Consider the following 17712-nt stretch of genomic DNA (forward strand, 5'->3'; position numbering starts at 1 on the left):
GATTCCTAAGCCGTTAACCGAGTGCTCTGGCCGGACCCAGAGGTCGCGTCGCGATACCAGTACTCGAGGGTCAGCACATGCCACAGATGTTTGGAGAAGTCCCGCTGCCCGGCGGCGTCCTCGGCGACCATCCGCGCCAGCGCGTCGCGGCGCAGGAACCCGGAACGGACGAGCACACCGTCGTTGACCACCTCGCGCACCAGCGGTGCCAGATCCCGGCTCATCCAGGCCCGCAGCGGAGCGCTGAACAGGCCCTTGGGCCGGTACACGATCTCCCGGGGGAGGATCGAGGTGGCCGCCTCCTTGAGGACGGCCTTTCCCTGACGTCCGACGATCTTGCGATCGCCGGGCACCGCGAACGCCGCCTTGACCACCTCGACGTCCACGTACGGCACCCGCACCTCGGTCGACGCGGCCATGCTGGAGCGGTCCGTGTACGTGAGGTTCAGGCCCGGCAGGAACATCCGGGCGTCGCCCAGGCACATGCGGTTGACGAAGTCGTCGAGGTCGTTGTCCTGGTAGACATCCGCATGCTCGGTCAGCACGTCCCCGACCGTCCCGGCCAGGTCCGGATCGACCAGGGCGAGCAGCTCGTCCTGGTCGTACATGGTGTAGCTGCGCCGGAAGGCGGTCTCCTCCGGCAGATCGGCGAAGGAGAGGAACCGCTTCGCGAAGCGCACCGACCGGTACCCCCGGCGGGACGTGGCGACCGGCAGCCGGTCCACGGCCCTGGACACCCCGCGCCGCAGGGGCCGCGGGACGCGCTGGTAGCGCAGTGCGAGCAGGTTGGCCAGGTGCTTGCGGTACCCGGCGAACAGCTCGTCGGCACCCATCCCCGAGAGCATCACCTTGACCCCGGCCTCTCGTGCGGCCGAGCAGATCAGGTACGTGTTGATCGCGGCGGGGTCGCCGATCGGCTCGTCCAGGTGGTACGTCATCCGCGGCAGCAGGTCGAGCACGTTCGGGGCGATCTCGATCTCATGCAGGTCGACGCCGAACCGCTCGGCCACCTGCCGGGCATGGCGCAGGTCGTCCGGCATCGCCTCGAACCTGGCGTCCTCGGCGCGGAACCCGATCGTGTACGCGGAGATCCCTGGTTGGTCGCGGGCCGCCAGCGCGGTCAGATAGCTGGAGTCGAGACCGCCGGAGAGGAAGGTCGCCACGGGTACGTCGGAGAGCAGGTGGCGCCGAGTCGACTCCTCGACGATGGCGGCGACATCCGGCCGCTCGCCGCCCCGGGCCCGCTCCCGCCCCTCGGCGGCGACGTCCTTCAGGTTCCAGAACCGGCCGCGCTCCACCCGGCCGTCGGGCCGGCACCGCAGCCAGCTCCCCGGCGGCAGCTTCTCCGCCTCGCGGAACGCGCACCGCGAGTCCGGCACCCAGTAGTACAGCAGCGAGGCCACCAGCGCCGCGTGGTCCACCTCCAGCGCCCCGCCTGTCGCGGCGGCGAGCGCCTTGAGCTCGGAGGCGAACACCAGGCCCGCACCGCGCCGGAGCAGGAACAGCGGCTTGATGCCGAGCTGGTCGCGGGCGAGCACCAGGTCACCGGTGCGCTCGTCGAAGATCCCGAACGCGAACATGCCGCGCAGCCGGGGCAGACAGTCCGTGCCCCAGCGCCGCCATGCCTCGAGCAGCACCTCGGTGTCGGAGGTACCGCGGAAGCGCACCCCGGCGGCCGCCAGCTCGGCACGCAGCTCGGGCGCGTTGTACAGCTCGCCGTTGTACGTCAGGGCGAGGCCGTCCGAGACCATCGGCTGGGCGCCGGTCCCGGACAGGTCGATGATGGCCAGTCGGCGGTGCCCGAGGTGCACTTCGCCAACGCCGACGGGGTGGCTGTACCGGCCCGCCCCGTCCGGACCGCGGTGGGCGAGGGTGTCGGTGAGCCGGTCGGTCACGATCTTCCCGTCCGGCCATCGGTAGGTGCCTGCGATGCCACACATGTCCTACTGCGCCTCCTGGTCGCTGTCCGGGACCCGTGCGGCCCACATCGGCAGCCGCTCCGTCCGCCGCCGGCCCGTTCCGTTCTGCCGGGCCGGCCGCTCGCCATGGCCCCGCAGCGCGATGTGCAGCCCGTCCCACAGCGTGCCGTCGGTCCGGTCACGCGGATCGGGGTCGATCAGCACGACACCGATCACCGGAATGCTCTGGTCCGCGAGCTGCCGCGCCACGGTGTGCAGCCATGCGGCGCTGCCGTGCCCGGCACGCACGACGAGCACGGTCTGGGTGCCGAGGTACTGGAGGTCGGTCCACGCCGTGCCGGGCGCGACCGAGCCGACTCCGAGTCGGCGCTCCTGATCCGGCACGGCCGCGGCACGCTCGCCGCTGACCACGGTGGGGTCTCCTGGCTTCGGGCGGTGGCCCGCGAGCTGCGGGCCGGGCAGACCATCGATGATGACCACGGGCCCCTCCGCCGCCAGCGCCCTGCCGACGTCCAGGGCGATCACGCTCGTGCTGCGCGCACAGCCCAGTTCCAGCAGCGACACCGGTTCCGCGGAGTCGCGGACGGTGCGGGCCAGGGACGCGGTGAGCCTGGTCCGTGCCGCCCGGGTGCGTCGGCGCTGCCACGGCCTGCCCGACCGGCGGGGCAGCTCCGCGATGACCGAGGCACCGAGGTTCGCCGCGATCTCCCGGCGCAGCACGGGGCGGTCCGCCACCACCGTGCCGACCGCGGCCAGCGCGAGCCCGAGGACGAGCCCGAGGACGAGCCCGATCACGGCGTTGGTGACGACGGCCTTCGGCAGGGAGTGCCGCAGCGCGCGCGGGGCGTCCACGATCTGCGTGCCGGAGATGACCTTGGGCGTACCGGTGCGCGCCTCCGCGGCGCGCTGGTCGAAATCGGCGATCCGCGAGTTGAGTTCGGCGCGGCGGGTGAAGAGCGACTCGATGCCCGCCGACGCTTTCGGATCGCTCTCCGGCGATCGATCTCCGATCTCCTTGTTGACCTGGACCAGCTCGTCCCGCATGCGGTCACGCTGGTCGAGCAGGGCCTTGGCCTCGGCCTTCGCGGTTTCCCGCATCCGCCGTACATGGTCCGCGACGAACGCGTCGGCCAGCGCCTTGGCCCGAGCCACCGCTTCCGCGTCGCTGTCACCTGTCACATCGATCTGCAGCAGGTTGTTGGTCAAGCCGGTACCCCGGTAGTCCCGCATGAAGTCTTCCGGGTTTTCCGGGGACTTGAGGGACTGCAGGGCCTTGCCCGCGATCCGCGTGGTCTGCAGCAGCGCGACGTCGGTGCGGATCAGCGTTCCGGTGTCGTTCGGCTGGTCCTCCTTGTGCGCGACCAGCACCTTGGTCACCGCGCTCGGCGGCGGCGGCAGCAGGACCGCCACCGCCGCGCCGACCAGCAGCCCGAGCAGTGCCAAGGAGCACCAGAGGCGGCGGCGCCTGCGCACCGACACCACCAGCGCCTGCAGGTCCAGCAGCGGAACGGAGGCCGACGACTCCGAAGTCTTGCTCGTCGTCACACTGAACCTCCCGGCGCGTGGCCGTGAACCGCGAGCGCCGGCGTGGCGGCATCCCGAGGCGGGCCGGCAGACCGCGTCGGACGGGCCCGGACCGTGCAGGCGATGACGATGCCGACGACCTCATGCCCCGCGTCCGCACACGCCCCGGCGATGCCGGCGAGCTCCTCCGCGGTCCAACTGCCCGCGCTGAGCACCACCAGGGCACCGGACTCGGTGTCGCGGTCCGGCACCATCGGCTGGGACACCGAAACCCCGACCACCCGCAGCATGGGGCATCCCCTGCTCGAAGCGGACGGGGAAGGATCGCTCTCGGCCTCGGCGACGAGCTGCCCGGCGGCCCGGCGGGCGATCTCGTCGCCGTCCGGTACGACAACCAGCAGCCGCCGGGGGGCCGGTAGCTGGTCCCGGAGGCGGGCGCACACCCGCCGGTAGCGGATCTGCCTGTCGGCCTCGTCGCCGGACGTCCGCGGGGTCGGTATGTCCCACCGGATGTCGACGCCCAGCAGCCGGCGGATCCGGGCCCGCGGGCCACGGCCTTCCGACCGGTGCGCGCGCGGTTCACCAGGTACGTCGACGGTACCCAGCAGCGCCGAGCCCAGCGCCGCGGCGATCTCCGGTTCGGTGCGCAGCCGGCGACTCATCCGTGCCGCGGTGAGATGGCCGATGACCGCGAGCAGGAAGGACAGCAGCGCCCCGGCGACGATGAACTGCGTCCCCGTCGGCGCTGCCTCGCCGGTCGGCCGGGCTGCCGACCCCATGACGACCATGTTGGCCTTGTCGGTCGCCGGGTCGGCCTCGTCCAGCTTTTTCATGGCCTCCTGCAGCGCGGTACGCAGCTTCGCGAGCTCGGTGCGGGCCTGCACGCTCTCCACGGTCCGCCCCGGATCGGCCGCCTCGGACAGGTCGGTGATGCGGCGGTTGGTCTCCGCCACCTTCTTCCGCAGTGCCTCGGGCCCGGCCGCCGATTCGGGGTCGGTGCTGTCGCCCGCGAGCCGCGCGGCGAAGGTGACGAATTGCTGGGCCACCTGGTCGGAGAGCCGCTGCGCACGCTCCGGGGTGTCGGCCGTACCCGAGATCTTGATGATGTTCCCGTCGGCGGCCTTGGCGCTCACCTGATCCCGCAGCTCGCTGCCGCTGACCCCGGCCCAGCCGAGCGTGGCGGCCGCGCGGTCGACCACCACCGAACTGGTCGCGATCTCCGCCTGGGTCAGCAGCTCGCGCTCCTCCCACGCCCCCGGCAGCAGTACCGACGCCGACGTCGTGTAGCGCGGCGGAAACAGCGAAGAGGTGCCGTAGCCGACGAGTGCGCCCACCACGGTGAGGACGGTGAGAAGCCGCCAGCGCCGACGGAGCATCCGCCCGATCGTGACCAGGCGTATCGTGTCATCGCTCAACTGCGCGGCCTCTTCCCTGGCCGCACCGGGCCGCCCGCCGACACCGGAGTGTGGTCACGGCAGGCAGCGGCGTAGGCGGCGAGCAGCGACGCTTGCGAGTTCCGCCAGGAGAGCGGCCCGCTGATCCGCTCCTGGCCGATCCTGCCCATCCGGGCCCGCTTCTCCGGATCGTCGAGCAGCAGCGCGATGAGCCCCGCGAATTCGGCCTCGTCGTTGGCGGGCGCGTAGACGGCGGCGTCACCGGCGGAGACGCGCGCCTCCTTCAGGTCGAACGAGACGATCGGCCGGCCCATCGCCATGTACTCCAGGACCTTGTTCATGGTCGACACGTCGTTGAGCGGATTGCGCGGATCGGGGGAGAGGCACACGTCCGCGGTGGACAGGTAGCGCACCAGGTCGGCGTCCGGGATACGTCCGGTGAACCGCACCTGCTCGGAGAGCCCGAGCCGCCGGGACAGCTCCACCATCGCGTCGAAGGCGTCTCCGGCGCCGACGAACACCGCATGCCAGTCGGTCCGTCCGATCTCGTCGCGCAGCTTCGCGAGGGCCCGCAAGGCGTAGTCGACGCCGTCCTGAGGGCCCATGACGCCGAGGTAGCACAGCAGATGAGGCTTGCCGCGCTTCAACTCCGGCTCGGGCGGCACCGGTTGGAACCGCTCGATCGCGGGCGCGCTGCGCACCACGAACACGTCCTCCGGCCGCCGACCACCACGGCGCAGCGCGACGTCCCGGTAGCTCTCGTTCGTGGCGAGCACGACGTCCGCGGCCCGGTAGGTCCGCCGTTCCAGCGCGCACACGGCGCGGTAGAGCAGGTCCTCGCCGCGGTCGAACCGGGAGAGGTACAACTCGGGTACCAGGTCGTGCTGGTCGAAGACGAACCGCGCGCCGCGCCGCTTCAGCCACAACGCCGGCAGGAACAGCAGGTCGGGCGGGTTGCAGGCGTGGACCACGTCGACCGGGCCGACCTTGCGGGCCAGCCGGGCCGTGTGCCACAGCGCCGATCCGTACTCCCGCAGGTACCCGGCAGGTCCTCCGGCGGCCGCGCGCAACGGGTAGCGGTGGATCCGCACCCCGTCGATCTCCGCCTCCGGCTCCGTGTCCCGCTTTTCCCCCCGGGGACAGATGACGTGCACCTCCCAGCCCGCGTCGCGCAGCGTCGTGCACTCCTGCCACACCCGCCGGTCGAACGGCACCGACAGGTTCTCCACCAGGATCAGCGCGCGCCGGTCCGACCCGTCGCCGCTGACCGTGTCACCGAACGCTGTGTCACCAGACAAGGCCCATGTACCCCGGTTCGGCCCGGCGCGCCTCGGCGTCGGGAAGGCGGATGAGGTCGACAAGCACCGGACCGTGGCCCTGGGGCAGCGCCGACAGCACGGCCGGGTCCCTGGTCCCGACCAGGCACACCTCGGCGTGCTCGAGCACCTCGCCGACGGAGTCCGCGAGCAGCTGCGCGAGGTGCGGCAGCCGGTTCTCGATGTACTCGCGGTTCGCGCCGATCAACCGGGAGAGGTTGACGTTGGCGTCGTAGATCCGCAGGTCGTAACCCTTGCCGAAGAGCCTCTCCGCCAGCTCGACGAGCGGGCTCTCGCGGAGGTCGTCGGTGCCGGGTTTGAAGGACAGCCCGAACATGCCTATCCGGCGCTTGCCGGTGCGCTCGACCAGGTCCACCGCGCGCTGCAGATGGTCGGAGTTGGAGGGCAGTACGTGGGCGAGAATGGGCACCGAGACGTCGGCCCGCTGCGCCGCGTGGACCAGGCTGCGCAGGTCCTTGGGCAGGCAGGAGCCACCGAAGGCGAAGCCGGGCCGCAAGTAGGCGGGGCTGATGTTCAGCTTGCGGTCGGCCAGGAACACGTCCATCACCTGGTGCGAGTCCACCCCGAGCGCCTGGCACACCGCGCCCAGCTCGTTCGCGAAGCCGATCTTGAGGCCGTGGAACGCGTTGTCCGCGTATTTGATCGCCTCGGCCGTCGGGACCGGCACCCGGAACACCTCGCCGGGCAAGCCGTCGTACAGCGCCATCACCGCGTCGCCGCTTGCCGGGTCGAGCTCGCCGATGACGGTCTTGGGCGGGTCGAAGAAGTCCCGCACGCTCGTGCCCTCGCGCAGGAACTCCGGGTTGACCGCGACCCCGAAGTCCACCCCGGCCGTGCCGCCGATGTTCTTGTCCAGGATCGGTACCAGCAGGTTCAGACAGGTGCCGGGGAGCATGGTGCTGCGGAACACGACGGTGTGCCGCCCACCCCGCTCGGCCAGCGCGGCGCCGATCTGCTCGGTGACCCGCTCCAGATACGTGGTGCACAGGCTGCCGTTGGGCTCCGACGGCGTGCCCACACAGACCAGCGACACCTCGCTGTCCATGATCGCCTCGCGGACCTCGCCGGTAGCGCGTAACGCTCCGGTCCGCACGGCCTCGGCGGTGAGCGCGCCGATCCGCTCCTCGACCACCGGGGCCTTGCCGTCGTTGACCAGGTCGACCTTCACCTGGTTCACGTCCACCCCGATGACCTCGTGACCCAGGCTGGCCAGGCACGCGGCCGACACACAGCCCACGTAGCCGAGCCCGAAGACGCTTATCCTCATGACCCGTTCCTCCCCCCAGGCAGGCCCTTGCGGCCTGCCTTCCGTGCGTCGGCCGGACGACGACCTCCGCGCATCAGTAGGCCCCCTGCCCTTGGAGCACCGCACGCAGCGTCTTCCACAAGATCACTGTGTCCAGGGCGAGCGACCAGTCCTCCACGTACCGCAGGTCCAGCCGGACCGCCTCCTCCCACGGGAGGTCGCTGCGTCCGCTGATCTGCCACAGGCCGGTGAGCCCGGGCTTGACCAGCAGCCGCCGCCGGATGTCCGGGCCGTACGCGGCGGACTCCTCCGGTAACGGAGGCCGCGGGCCGACGAGCGACATCGAGCCGGTGAGCACGTTGAAAAGCTGCGGCAGCTCGTCGATCGAGTACCGGCGCAGCACTGCTCCCACCCGGGTCACCCGCGGATCCCGGCGGAGCTTGAACAGCGGACCGGCGCCCTCGTTGCGGTCGGCCAGCTCGGCACGTGCCCCGTCAGCCCCGGCCACCATGGTGCGGAACTTGAGAATGGTGAACTCGCGGCCGTCCTTGCCGACCCTGCGCTGGCGGTAGAACACCCCGCCCCGGCTGTCCAACAGCACGAGCAGCCCGACGAACACCATCAGCGGCGCGAACAGCAGCAGCAGGATCGCCGCGCCCATCCGGTCGACGACCACCTTGACCGCCCGGCGGCCCCCGGTGAAGGTCGGCATGCTGACCCGCAGCAGCGGGATCCCGAGCACCGCGTCGACGTGCAGCCGCGGGCCGGCCACCTCCATCAGCACGGGGGCCACGACCATCTCGGCATCGCTGCCTTCGAGGTGCCAGGCCAGCCGCTGCAGCCGGTCCGGTGACCAGTGCGGGTCCGGTGTGACCGCGACGACACGGTAGCCGTCGTGTCGGACGTGCTTGGCGACGTCCGTCAGTCCGCCGACGACCCGCACTCCGTCCAGTTGGTCACCGTCGAGCCCGCGACCGTCCGTCGTGCACACCGCGTCCACCCGCCAGCCGAGGTGCGGGAACTTGCGGGTTCGGGTGATCAGGTCGCGCACGGTGGCCGGGCTCCCGGCAGCGAGCACCGGTCGCAGGCACCGTCCTTCCTTCCGCTGTTTGTGCAGCCAGAGGCGCAGCAGATACCGGGCGGTCATGGTGATGAGCGCGATCGCGGGGATCGCGACGAAGATCCAGAGCTTGATGTTGCGCGAGGTCAGGGCGATCCCGCCGAGCGCCAGTACGACGGTCGCCGTGAACAGTGAGCGTCCGAGCCGGCGGAATTCCTCGGCGCCCTGGCCGAGCACGGCCGGGGCCCATGACCGGCTCACCGCAAGTGATCCCAGCACCAGCAGCTCGGTGCCGAATGCGAGAATCCCCCATTTCTCGTGCCAGTTGGCCGCGTCCCGGGCCCCGAAGAAGTTGCCGATCGCCGCCACCACGAAGGCGGTGGCCACGGTATCGCTGGTGATCACGGTACGGCGGTACCGCTGCTCCCAGTCGATCGCGGGCTGTCCGATCGCCCCGTTCGTCAGACGCCCGCGCTCCGACGAAAACGGGCTGACTAATCCCCCTCGCCGCACAGAACCCCCCAGGTCCCCAGTGGTTCGACGTGTTCGCCTAGCACTGTTCCTCCCCCTCCGGGAGGCCCCCGCCTCCCGCACTGTTCCTCCCCTCGGGAGGCCCCCGCCCCCCGCCGCGCCGTTCCTCCGCCGGGAGGCCCCCACCTCCCGCCGCGCCGTTCCTCCGCCGGGAGGCCCCCACCTCCCGCGAATGACATCCCGGATAGTGCAGTGCTACGTGGACACGCCACCCAGACGGCAGCGGACTCGCATGTCCTGCCAGATTCTCGAGGTGCGCGGGAACCCGTCGAAACCTCGGGTGCTCCCCACACCCAAGGCCCCTCTCCGGCTCCGAGAATTGATCACCCCCGCGTCTGGCGCCGGGGGGACGCGCCTGCTGGCTGTCCCGTAGCGCCGGACCTGTAGATCATTATTTGTCGCCTCGTGTCCAAACATGTGAGAGCACGGGTCAATCTAGAACATGGAGCCCGTCTGAAGAAGAGATGTGTGGAATTTGTGCTCAAGTTTTGAAGCTGGATCTACCGAGCGATGACTGCCCGCGGGTGCGTTGATGACGAAGACGTGCCTTGTGACCTGTGATGACGGGGGCTTTCGGGGCTGCCGGCACCGGCAAACCCGACGTGCGGCGCGTGCAGCGGGCCCCGGCGTCGATCATCCAGGGCACGACCGATGTGCGGTTGGTCCACATCTGGACGGATGGGCCGAAAGGGAACACTCCGTTACTCGGCCGATCGCGCGACGGCGGATCATCCCCGGATCAGCGCTTCGATGATCTCGATCGCGGTCGGAATGGATTCCTCCGCGATGTCGAAATTCTCGCTGTGATGAGGCCCTGGGCTGCCCGCTCCGACCATCAGATAGGCGCCCTTGCCCCCGCTCCGCTGGACATGCCTGATGAGAAGGTTGGCGTCATCGCTTCCCGCGAACGCCCGGGTCCGGATGACCTCGGTGACATCGTCATGAGCGGTGGCCACGTCGACGATGCGGTCGATCAGTTCGTCGTCCGGTGCGACGGTCGCGGATTGGCCCATCACCGCGACGTTCGCCCGGACCCCCTGGGCCAGGCTCGCCCCTTCCACCACTGATCGGACCCGGTCGACCAGCTCATCGACGACCTCGTCGTCGGTCGCGCGGGCCTCGCAGGTCATCACCGCGGAGGAGGGCACGATGTTCACCCCGTCGCCGGCGACGAGCGTGCCGACATTGAGCCGCGTGTCCGCGGAGCTGAAGCGCGGGAGCCCCATGATGCCCAGCGCGGACATCGATGCCGCGAGCAGCGCGTTGCGGCCGGCCTCCGGTGTGCCGGCCGCGTGAGCGGCCTTGCCCGCGAAGTCGACCTTCAGCTTGCGGGTCGCCATGCCACCGGTGAAGCTCCCCACGACCCTGCCAACGGCCATGTCTCCGGCCATGTGCACCGCGAGCATGTTGTCGATCTCGTCGGCCACTCCGGCGTCGATCATCGTCTGCGCTCCCCGGACCCCCTCCTCGGCAGGCTGGAACAGGACCCGGAGCGTGCCCGCGAAGTCATGGTCCGACAGGCGGTGGAGCAGGCCGACGCCGATGGTGGCGTGGGCGTCGTGGCCGCATGCGTGCATCGCGCCGTTCGTCGAGGCGAACCCGCCCGCCACCGGGAAATGAGCGGCATCGGCCGATTCGCGCATCGGAAGCGCGTCGATGTCTACGCGAAGCCCCCAGCGCGGCCCCGGACGGGCGCCCTCGACATCGACGACCAGCGCGGTGCCGTTCTCCCGGAAGTACCGGGCCCGCTCTTCCGGGACGCCCGAATCCGCCGCGCGAGCCGCCCATTCGTCCAGGGTTTCCGGGGCCGGGAAGTTGACGACGGCTGAGAGATCCTGAGCGGCCTTCCCCGTGCGGACGCGTATCTCCAGTCCCTCGAGGGCCTGTTCGATCCGGGCCGCCGTACCGATCTCCAGGAATGCGGGTTCCGGGTTCCGGTGCAGTTCTCGGCGAAATGCTACGAGCTGCTCACAATCCACGAGCGCCCTCTCTTTTCTCGGTGCACGGGCGCCCGTCCGGGCCGCCTGGCGCCGAGGCTACGAGAAGTGCCGCGAATCCGGTCCGCATGCCGGTTCATCGGCACGGATCACCGAAATCCGGGCCTGGATACGCATGGTTCGCGACGGCGGCGCCCCGCCCCCAACCCCTGAGTGTCCTCCCCCCTCACCCCCTCGGTCTCCTCAGTCCTCGAACACCGGGTGGTGGCCGAGGGGGACCCAGCGACGGTGCCGGCTGTCCAAGTCGAGGATGTGGCCGGCTCGCTTGGCGATCCTCGGGACGATCCACCGGTCCTTCACCAGCACTTTGGGGAACACCGTGGTCAGCCGGTTCTCGATCTCGTCCAGCTCCTGCAGGTTGCGCAGCCAGAGGAACACCGCGAGGTTGGCGTCGCCGGTCATGGAGGCACACAGCCGCACATGGTTCAGCAGCCGGAGCGAGGCGACGACACGCTCCAGCTCCAAGGGCTCGACATCCAGCCACAGCGCCGCCGCGGCGGACCAGCCCATGAGGGCGTGTGCGAAGTCCACGCGCCATCTGACCCAGCTCGCGGCGAGTACCGCGTCGATGTCCCGCGAAATCATGGAAAGGGACCGGCCCAGCTCCCGCTGCAGGTCCGCTGCGGTACGACGGGCGTCCGCCTCGAGTGCGGCGACGACCGCCCGGTGGGCGGCCCTGCGCTGCTTGGGCGGATCGGCCGGCCGGAGGTCGTGAAGCGCCTTGACCTGTTCCTTGGAGAGCGTCTTCAGCCGCCAGCTCGACCCTTCGAAGAAGATCTTTCGCAGGTAGTGGGTGCGGGTGCCGAGGATGCCGGGGATCACAGCGATCCGCTCGTCAATGTACCGGTCCATGGAAAGCAGGCTGTCGGTGGAGATCATGATGTACAGGTCCCGCGGGCCGGAAGTGCAGTGCACGCTGGAGACGGGCCCCTGCCGGCCGAGTTCGGCGAGCACCTGTTCCCGCCGGCCGGGGACGCAACTGATCTCGACCAGGGCGGAGATCATCTGATCGCGGAGGTGCGGGGCGTCGCCCTCGGAACAGCTCGTCCACACCTGCCGCCGGCCGGTGAGGGCCGACCACCGCCGGGAAATCGTCGAGGGGTCGACCCGGAGGATCCTGCCGAGCTGAGCCCATGAGACCCGGGGATGGATCTGCAGTGCGTTGATGATCTGGAAGTCCAGCGCGTCGACCATGCACAGCATCATGCGGCGAGGACGCCGATCCGGCCAGAACCATGCGCGCACCCGGCGCTGGCCGGGCCGATGCGGCTCTGTGGTGCCTGGTACGCCGTGCTTTCGTGCGGACAACCGCAACACGACCGAAACCTACTGGTGGGTCGTGCGGAAATACCGTGCACCAGCGCCGCGCCTTTGCCGAATTTCTTGCGTGGTGCGTCCCGGTGGGCCGGCGACGGATGTGCGCGACTTAGGCTCCGGGCACCTTTTCGGCCGTTGCGTGGGAGGCGTCGTGTTGCGTCGGGGTGCTGTGCTGGCGGTGGTGGCCGCATTGGGGTCGAGCGCCACCGGGTGCGGAGTGGACGAGGCCGCGCTGAGGGGGTCGACGGACACGATCAACATGTCGTTGAACACCGATCCGGCGACCTTCGATCCGGCGTTGGCGGGCGGCGGCGACGACTACACCGTGGCCCGGCTGCTGTACGACACGCTGGTGCGCAAGGACTCCGGCAACCGCCTGGTGGGTGGGATCGCGTCGAGGTGGAAGGCGGAGGACGCCGCCCACTACACGTTCACCATCCGCAAGGGGCTGACCTGTTCCGACGGGAGCCCGATCACACCGTCCGCGGTGGCGCGGTCGCTGACCCGTTTCGCCTCGCCGGAGACGGGATCCCCGGGCCGGACCCTGGCGCTGGGGTCGGCCACGGCGACGTTCGCGGCCGACGATGGAGCGGGAACGGTGAAGGCCACGCTGTCCGCTCCCTGGTCGGACTTCCTCACCGGGCTGAGTCTGCCGTCGGCCGGGATCGTGTGCCCGGCGGGATTGGACCATGCCAAGCAGTTGGCGACCGGAAAGGTGAAGGGGGCGTTCTCCGGCCCCTACACCTTGACCTCCGCGCGGCCGGCCGTGTCGTACGGGCTCACCCTGCGGAGCGGCTACACGGCCTGGCCGAGGTTCGCCAAGCCGCTGCGGGGGGTTCCCGCCAAGCATCTGAACCTCACACCGATCACCGACTATTCGACGATCGCCACCAAGCTGGTGTCCTACAGCCTGGACGTGGGGGTGGTCGCCGACGAGAACGTGAACCGGTTCGACGGCGACTCCCGGTTCGCCACCTCCAGTGCGTCGAACACCACGACCTATCTGCTGTTCAACGAGCGTCCGAGGACCGTCTTCGCGAACCGGCCCGACCTGCGCACCGCGGTGGCGCGGGCCATCGACGCCCAGACCTTCAGCGACATCGTCAGCGGCAAGCGGGGCAGCGTGATCCGCTCGGTCGGATCAGCCAAGGTGCCCTGTGTCAACACCGACCGGTCGTCGCTGGTCGCCGCCGACCGCGCCGCCGCCACCAGGAAGCTGAAGGGGGTCCGTTTCCGCATCGTGGGCACGACCCTGCTCCGTGGCGGTAACGACTACATCGCCGAAGCGCTGCGCAAGGCCGGGGCGACGGTGAAGGTCGACTCCCTGGACAACGCCAACTGGGCCACCGTGACCGCCGCCGGCGGCAAGGACTGGGACATCAACGTCCAGGGCGACAACAACATGATGGGCACGCTCACCTCCTCCCTCCTGCGTGTCATGGGCCCGCCGACCGAAAAGGGCGGCCGCAACAAGATGGGGCTGGTCAACGACGAGGGATACGCGGCCGTCGACCGGGCCATGAGCAAGCTGGACCGCACCGCGCGGTGCGCCGCTCTCCACTCCGCGCAGAAGTCGTTCCTGGAGCGGGTCGACGCGATCCCGCTGTCGACCCTGCCGTCCACCACGGTCGTCGCCAAGGGATACAGCATCCGCACCTTCGACGACTATCTCGACCCCGCCACCCTCCGCATCGACAAGTAGCCGGAAGGCCGCACACACCATGACTTCTCCCGACGCCACGGAGATCCCGGGGCTCCCGCCACCCGCCTCCGCGGGCGACCGCTCGACGACAGGTCCACGACGACTCCGCCAATCCTCCTCGCCCTGGCTCGGGTTCGCCCTCCGACGGCTCACCGGCCTGGTCACGATCTTCCTCGCGCTGCTCGTCGTGTCGTTCCTGATCGTCCAGCTCATCCCCGGCGACCCGGCGGCAGGCATCGCCGGCGCCAACGCCGATCTCGCGGACATCGCACGCGTCAGACACGAACTCCGACTCGATCGACCGGTCTGGGAGCGGTTCGCCGACTACGTGGGGGACGTCTTCTCCGGACACCTGGGCACGTCGTTCATGTACCGGCAGCCGGTGGAAACGATCATCTTCAACCGCCTCCCCTTCACGGCCACCATCGCGCTGGCGGGAATCGTCATCGTCCTGCTGGTCTCGATTCCGCTGGGAATGATCGTCGGTGTGCTCACGCGCGGTGGCCGACGCACATGGCTGGACACGGCGTTCGGGGTGGTCACCGGTTTCCTCGACGCCGTTCCCGGCTACATCATGGCGTCGTTCCTCGTCGTGACGTTCGCCGTCGGCATCGGAGTGGTGCCGCTCTACCCTCCGGCGTACACCCCCCGCTTCGCCGCCCAGTCGTTCGTGCTGCCCATCGCGTCGATCGTGATCGGACCGATCTGCACCGTCTCCCGGGTCGTCCGCCGCGAAACGGCGGTCGTACTCGACAACGACTACATGCGCACCGCGCACGGCTGGCGGCTGCCGGCCCACAAGCGCTACGTCAAGTGGGCGCTGCCGAACCTGCTCACCACCACGCTGACCCTGAGCGGGCTCATCCTGACCGGGATGATCGGCGGAGCCATCATCATCGAGTCCGTCTTCGCGCTGCCCGGTCTCGGCAGCGGCATCATCAAGGCCATTCTCGACCGCGACTACCCGGTGATCCAGGGCATGGTGATGGTCATCGGCATGATCGCGGCCATCGTCAACCTCCTCGTCGACGTCCTGCTGGGGCTGATCGACCAACGGACCCTCGGGGGATCGCATGTCTCCGCGTAGCCGACGCCGCCGTGGGAACCCCGGACTCGTCCTCGGTCTGGCCCTGTTGGGCATCGTCGTCCTGATCGCCGTACTGGCACCGGTGTTCTTCACCGGCGAGGCGGACGCGCTGGGCAGCCGGTTCGCGCAGCCCTCGTCCGGCCATCTGCTCGGCACCGACGCCGCCGGTCACGATGTGCTGCTGCGCGCCATGGTCGCCACCCGACTGACCCTGCTGATGACCGTGGGCGCGACGGCGATCGCGGTCGCCCTCGGCATCCTCCTGGGCACCAGCGTGTGGCTCATGGGGCCCCGGGTCCGGGAGGTCTGCCTGCGCGTCATCGACGCGATGGTCGCCTTCCCCGGTCTCCTTCTCGCGCTCGTCGTCGCGGCGGTGCTCGGCGCGGGCGGTTCCTCGGTGGTGATCGCCATCGGCGTGGCCGGGATACCGTACTTCGCCCGCCTCACCGCGAATCTCGCCGCGCGGGTGTCCTAGCAGGAGTACGTCCGGACCGCGCGCCTGCTCGGGGTGAGCCATCCGCGGATCGCGATCAGGCACATGCTGCCCAATATGGCCGAGCCTCTGCTGGTGCTGTCGGCGTCGACGTTCGCCAGCACGCTCACGGCCCTCTCCGCCCTGTCGTTCGTGGGGATCGGCGTCCAGGCGCCTTCCTACGACTGGGGGAAGCTGCTGAGCGAGGCGCTGCCGTCGCTGCTGGCGGGCCGGCCCTTCCAGATGGTGGGCCCGGCGGCTCTCGTCATCGTGACCGGGCTCGCCGCGATCCTGATCGGCGACGGTCTCGCGGCCGCGGCGAACCCGCGAACGGCCAGGAGGACGGCGAGCCGGAGAGGTGCCCGGGACCCCGAGCGGGACACGCCGGTGCCGAGGGACGAGTATCTCGTCGACGTACACGACCTGTGGATTCACAGCGGGGACAAGCCGCTGGTCAAGGGTGTCTCGTTCGGCATCAGGCCGGGTGAGATCGTCGGTGTCGTGGGCGAGAGCGGTTCGGGCAAGACCCTGACCGCGATGTCCCTCGCCCGGCTTCTGCCCGACGGCCTCACCCTCGGCTCCTCCCGCATGGCCATCGGCGACCTCGACCTCCGCCGGCCGGTCCCACCGGGCCTCATGGCCGAGACGGTCAGCCTCGTCTACCAGGACCCGGGCTCGACGTTCAACCCGGCCTTGCGTATGGGAACCCAGCTCACCGAGGTGCTGCGCACCCACAAGCACATCGGTGCGCGGGCGGCGAGGCGCCGCATGGCGGAGGCACTCCAGGTGGTGCACTTGACGCAGCCGGAGCGCCGCATGAAGCAGTATCCGCACGAACTCTCGGGCGGCATGCGACAGCGGGCGATGATCGCGACGGCGCTGGCGACCGAGCCGCGACTGATCATCGCCGACGAGCCGACCACGGCCCTGGATGTGACGGTCCAGGCGGAGATCCTGCGCGAACTGGAGCGCGTCAACGACCGGCTCGGCACCTCGATCATGTTCATCTCGCACGACATCGGGGTGGTACGGGCACTCTGCCATCGCGTGATCGTCATGTACCACGGCGAGGTGGTGGAGGAGATCGACGCGGCGGACCTCAGCGTGGAATCCGCCCGGCATCCCTACACCAGGGCGCTCCTGGCGGCCACGCCCGACATCGACAGGCCGGTGGAGACGCTGCCCGGCATGACGTGGACCCCGGAAGCGGCTAAGGAGCACTCGCATGGCTGAGCAGACGGCGCCACAGACGGTGCCACAGGCGGCGGCAGGGACGGCGGCACGGGCGGCGGCCGTCCAGGTCCGTGACCTCGAGGTGAGCTACGGCTGGGGAAGGAGAGCGACGCGGATCCTGCACGGGATCTCGATGGATGTCACCAAGGGACACACCGTCGGCATCGTGGGGGAGTCGGGATCGGGGAAGTCCACTCTGGCGAAGACCCTCACCGGTACGATCCGGCCTACGAGGGGGAGCGTCCGGATCGCCGGCCTGGATGTGTTCGGCACCCGCGGTGCGGACCGCACGGGGATGCGACGGCGGGTCCAGATGATCCCGCAGGACCCCTATTCCTCGCTCAACCCCCGTCGAACCATCGGCGAGGCGCTCGCCGAAGCGGTGGACCCGCGCCATGCCAAGGTGAAGAAGCACCAGGACGAGATCGTCCACTGGCTCGAGACCGTCAGAATGCCCGCGGACACCATCCACCAGTATCCCCACGAGTGCTCGGGCGGGCAGCGCCAGCGGATCGCGATCGCGCGCGGGCTGATCCTCCGGCCCGAGGTGGTGATCGCGGACGAGATCACCTCGGCGCTCGATGTCTCGGTCCAGGCGGAGATTCTCAACCTCATCGCGGGGCTGCGCCGAGAACTCGGCCTGACCATGGTGTTCATCTCGCACAACCTCGCCGTCGTCAGGCATGTCAGTGACGAGGTCGCGGTGTTGTACCGCGGCGACATCGTGGAACACGCCGCGACCGCGGACTTCTACGAGCGCCCACGGCATGCCTACACCCGTGCGCTGCTCGACGCGGTCCCGGGCGCGGCCGGGTAGGTCTCGACCCCGAGGCCCGCAGTGGCCCGGGTTACTCCGGGGTCCATTGACTATTTGCTATAGCAGGCCGTACTGT

13 protein-coding genes are annotated in these 17712 nt (G+C 70.0%); 5 read left to right on the forward strand and 8 right to left on the reverse strand.

Annotated elements, in window-relative coordinates; genetic code table 11:
• Window positions 1-5 precede the first annotated feature (5 nt).
• From asnB to ACZ6TD_RS38405, 8 genes are all read right to left on the reverse strand, one after another.
• The gene (gene asnB / locus ACZ6TD_RS38370; protein WP_471345489.1) at window positions 6-1940 is read right to left on the reverse strand and encodes an asparagine synthase (glutamine-hydrolyzing); all 1935 of its coding nucleotides are present in this window, start codon (window positions 1938-1940) and stop codon (window positions 6-8) included.
• Window positions 1941-1943: 3 nt separating this feature from the next.
• Window positions 1944-3464 (reverse strand): Wzz/FepE/Etk N-terminal domain-containing protein, encoded by a 1521-nt coding sequence (locus ACZ6TD_RS38375; RefSeq protein WP_471345491.1) that lies wholly within the window; start codon window positions 3462-3464, stop codon window positions 1944-1946.
• Window positions 3461-4858: a Wzz/FepE/Etk N-terminal domain-containing protein gene (locus ACZ6TD_RS38380; protein WP_471345492.1), complete on the reverse strand. Its 1398-nt coding sequence runs from the start codon at window positions 4856-4858 to the stop codon at window positions 3461-3463. The genes ACZ6TD_RS38375 and ACZ6TD_RS38380 overlap by 4 nt, the downstream gene beginning before the upstream one ends.
• Window positions 4855-6135 (reverse strand): glycosyltransferase family 4 protein, encoded by a 1281-nt coding sequence (locus tag ACZ6TD_RS38385; protein ID WP_471345494.1) that lies wholly within the window; start codon window positions 6133-6135, stop codon window positions 4855-4857. Before ACZ6TD_RS38385 ends, ACZ6TD_RS38380 begins: the two co-directional genes overlap by 4 nt.
• Window positions 6125-7441: a nucleotide sugar dehydrogenase gene (locus ACZ6TD_RS38390; protein ID WP_471345496.1), complete on the reverse strand. Its 1317-nt coding sequence runs from the start codon at window positions 7439-7441 to the stop codon at window positions 6125-6127. Before ACZ6TD_RS38390 ends, ACZ6TD_RS38385 begins: the two co-directional genes overlap by 11 nt.
• A 73-nt stretch (window positions 7442-7514) precedes the next feature.
• Window positions 7515-8993 carry a sugar transferase gene (locus ACZ6TD_RS38395; protein ID WP_471345498.1) on the reverse strand — a complete coding sequence of 493 codons (1479 nt, stop codon included), beginning with the start codon at window positions 8991-8993 and terminating at the stop codon, window positions 7515-7517.
• A 746-nt stretch (window positions 8994-9739) separates the two neighbouring features.
• Window positions 9740-10990, reverse strand: coding sequence for an amidohydrolase (locus tag ACZ6TD_RS38400; protein WP_471345499.1), 1251 nt, complete (start codon window positions 10988-10990; stop codon window positions 9740-9742).
• A 201-nt stretch (window positions 10991-11191) separates the two neighbouring features.
• Window positions 11192-12202, reverse strand: a complete 1011-nt coding sequence (locus ACZ6TD_RS38405; RefSeq protein WP_471345501.1) for an Lrp/AsnC family transcriptional regulator — start codon at window positions 12200-12202, stop codon at window positions 11192-11194.
• A gap of 274 nt (window positions 12203-12476) precedes the next feature.
• Between ACZ6TD_RS38405 and ACZ6TD_RS38410 the strand changes: the two genes are divergently transcribed.
• The 5 genes from ACZ6TD_RS38410 to ACZ6TD_RS38430 are packed head-to-tail and all read left to right on the forward strand — an operon-like array spanning window position 12477 to window position 17636.
• Complete coding sequence (locus tag ACZ6TD_RS38410) at window positions 12477-14027, forward strand: ABC transporter substrate-binding protein (protein ID WP_471345503.1); 1551 nt, start codon at window positions 12477-12479, stop codon at window positions 14025-14027.
• Between the two features lie 19 nt (window positions 14028-14046).
• Complete coding sequence (locus tag ACZ6TD_RS38415; RefSeq protein ID WP_471345505.1) at window positions 14047-15114, forward strand: ABC transporter permease; 1068 nt, start codon at window positions 14047-14049, stop codon at window positions 15112-15114.
• Complete coding sequence (locus ACZ6TD_RS38420) at window positions 15101-15589, forward strand: hypothetical protein (protein ID WP_471345507.1); 489 nt, start codon at window positions 15101-15103, stop codon at window positions 15587-15589. The genes ACZ6TD_RS38415 and ACZ6TD_RS38420 overlap by 14 nt, the downstream gene beginning before the upstream one ends.
• 33 nt (window positions 15590-15622) lie before the next feature.
• Complete coding sequence (locus tag ACZ6TD_RS38425) at window positions 15623-16819, forward strand: ABC transporter ATP-binding protein (RefSeq protein ID WP_471345509.1); 1197 nt, start codon at window positions 15623-15625, stop codon at window positions 16817-16819.
• The gene (locus ACZ6TD_RS38430; RefSeq protein ID WP_471345511.1) at window positions 16812-17636 is read left to right on the forward strand and encodes an ATP-binding cassette domain-containing protein; all 825 of its coding nucleotides are present in this window, start codon (window positions 16812-16814) and stop codon (window positions 17634-17636) included. Before ACZ6TD_RS38425 ends, ACZ6TD_RS38430 begins: the two co-directional genes overlap by 8 nt.
• Window positions 17637-17712 lie beyond the last annotated feature (76 nt).

The organism is Streptomyces yongxingensis (assembly GCF_055597465.1).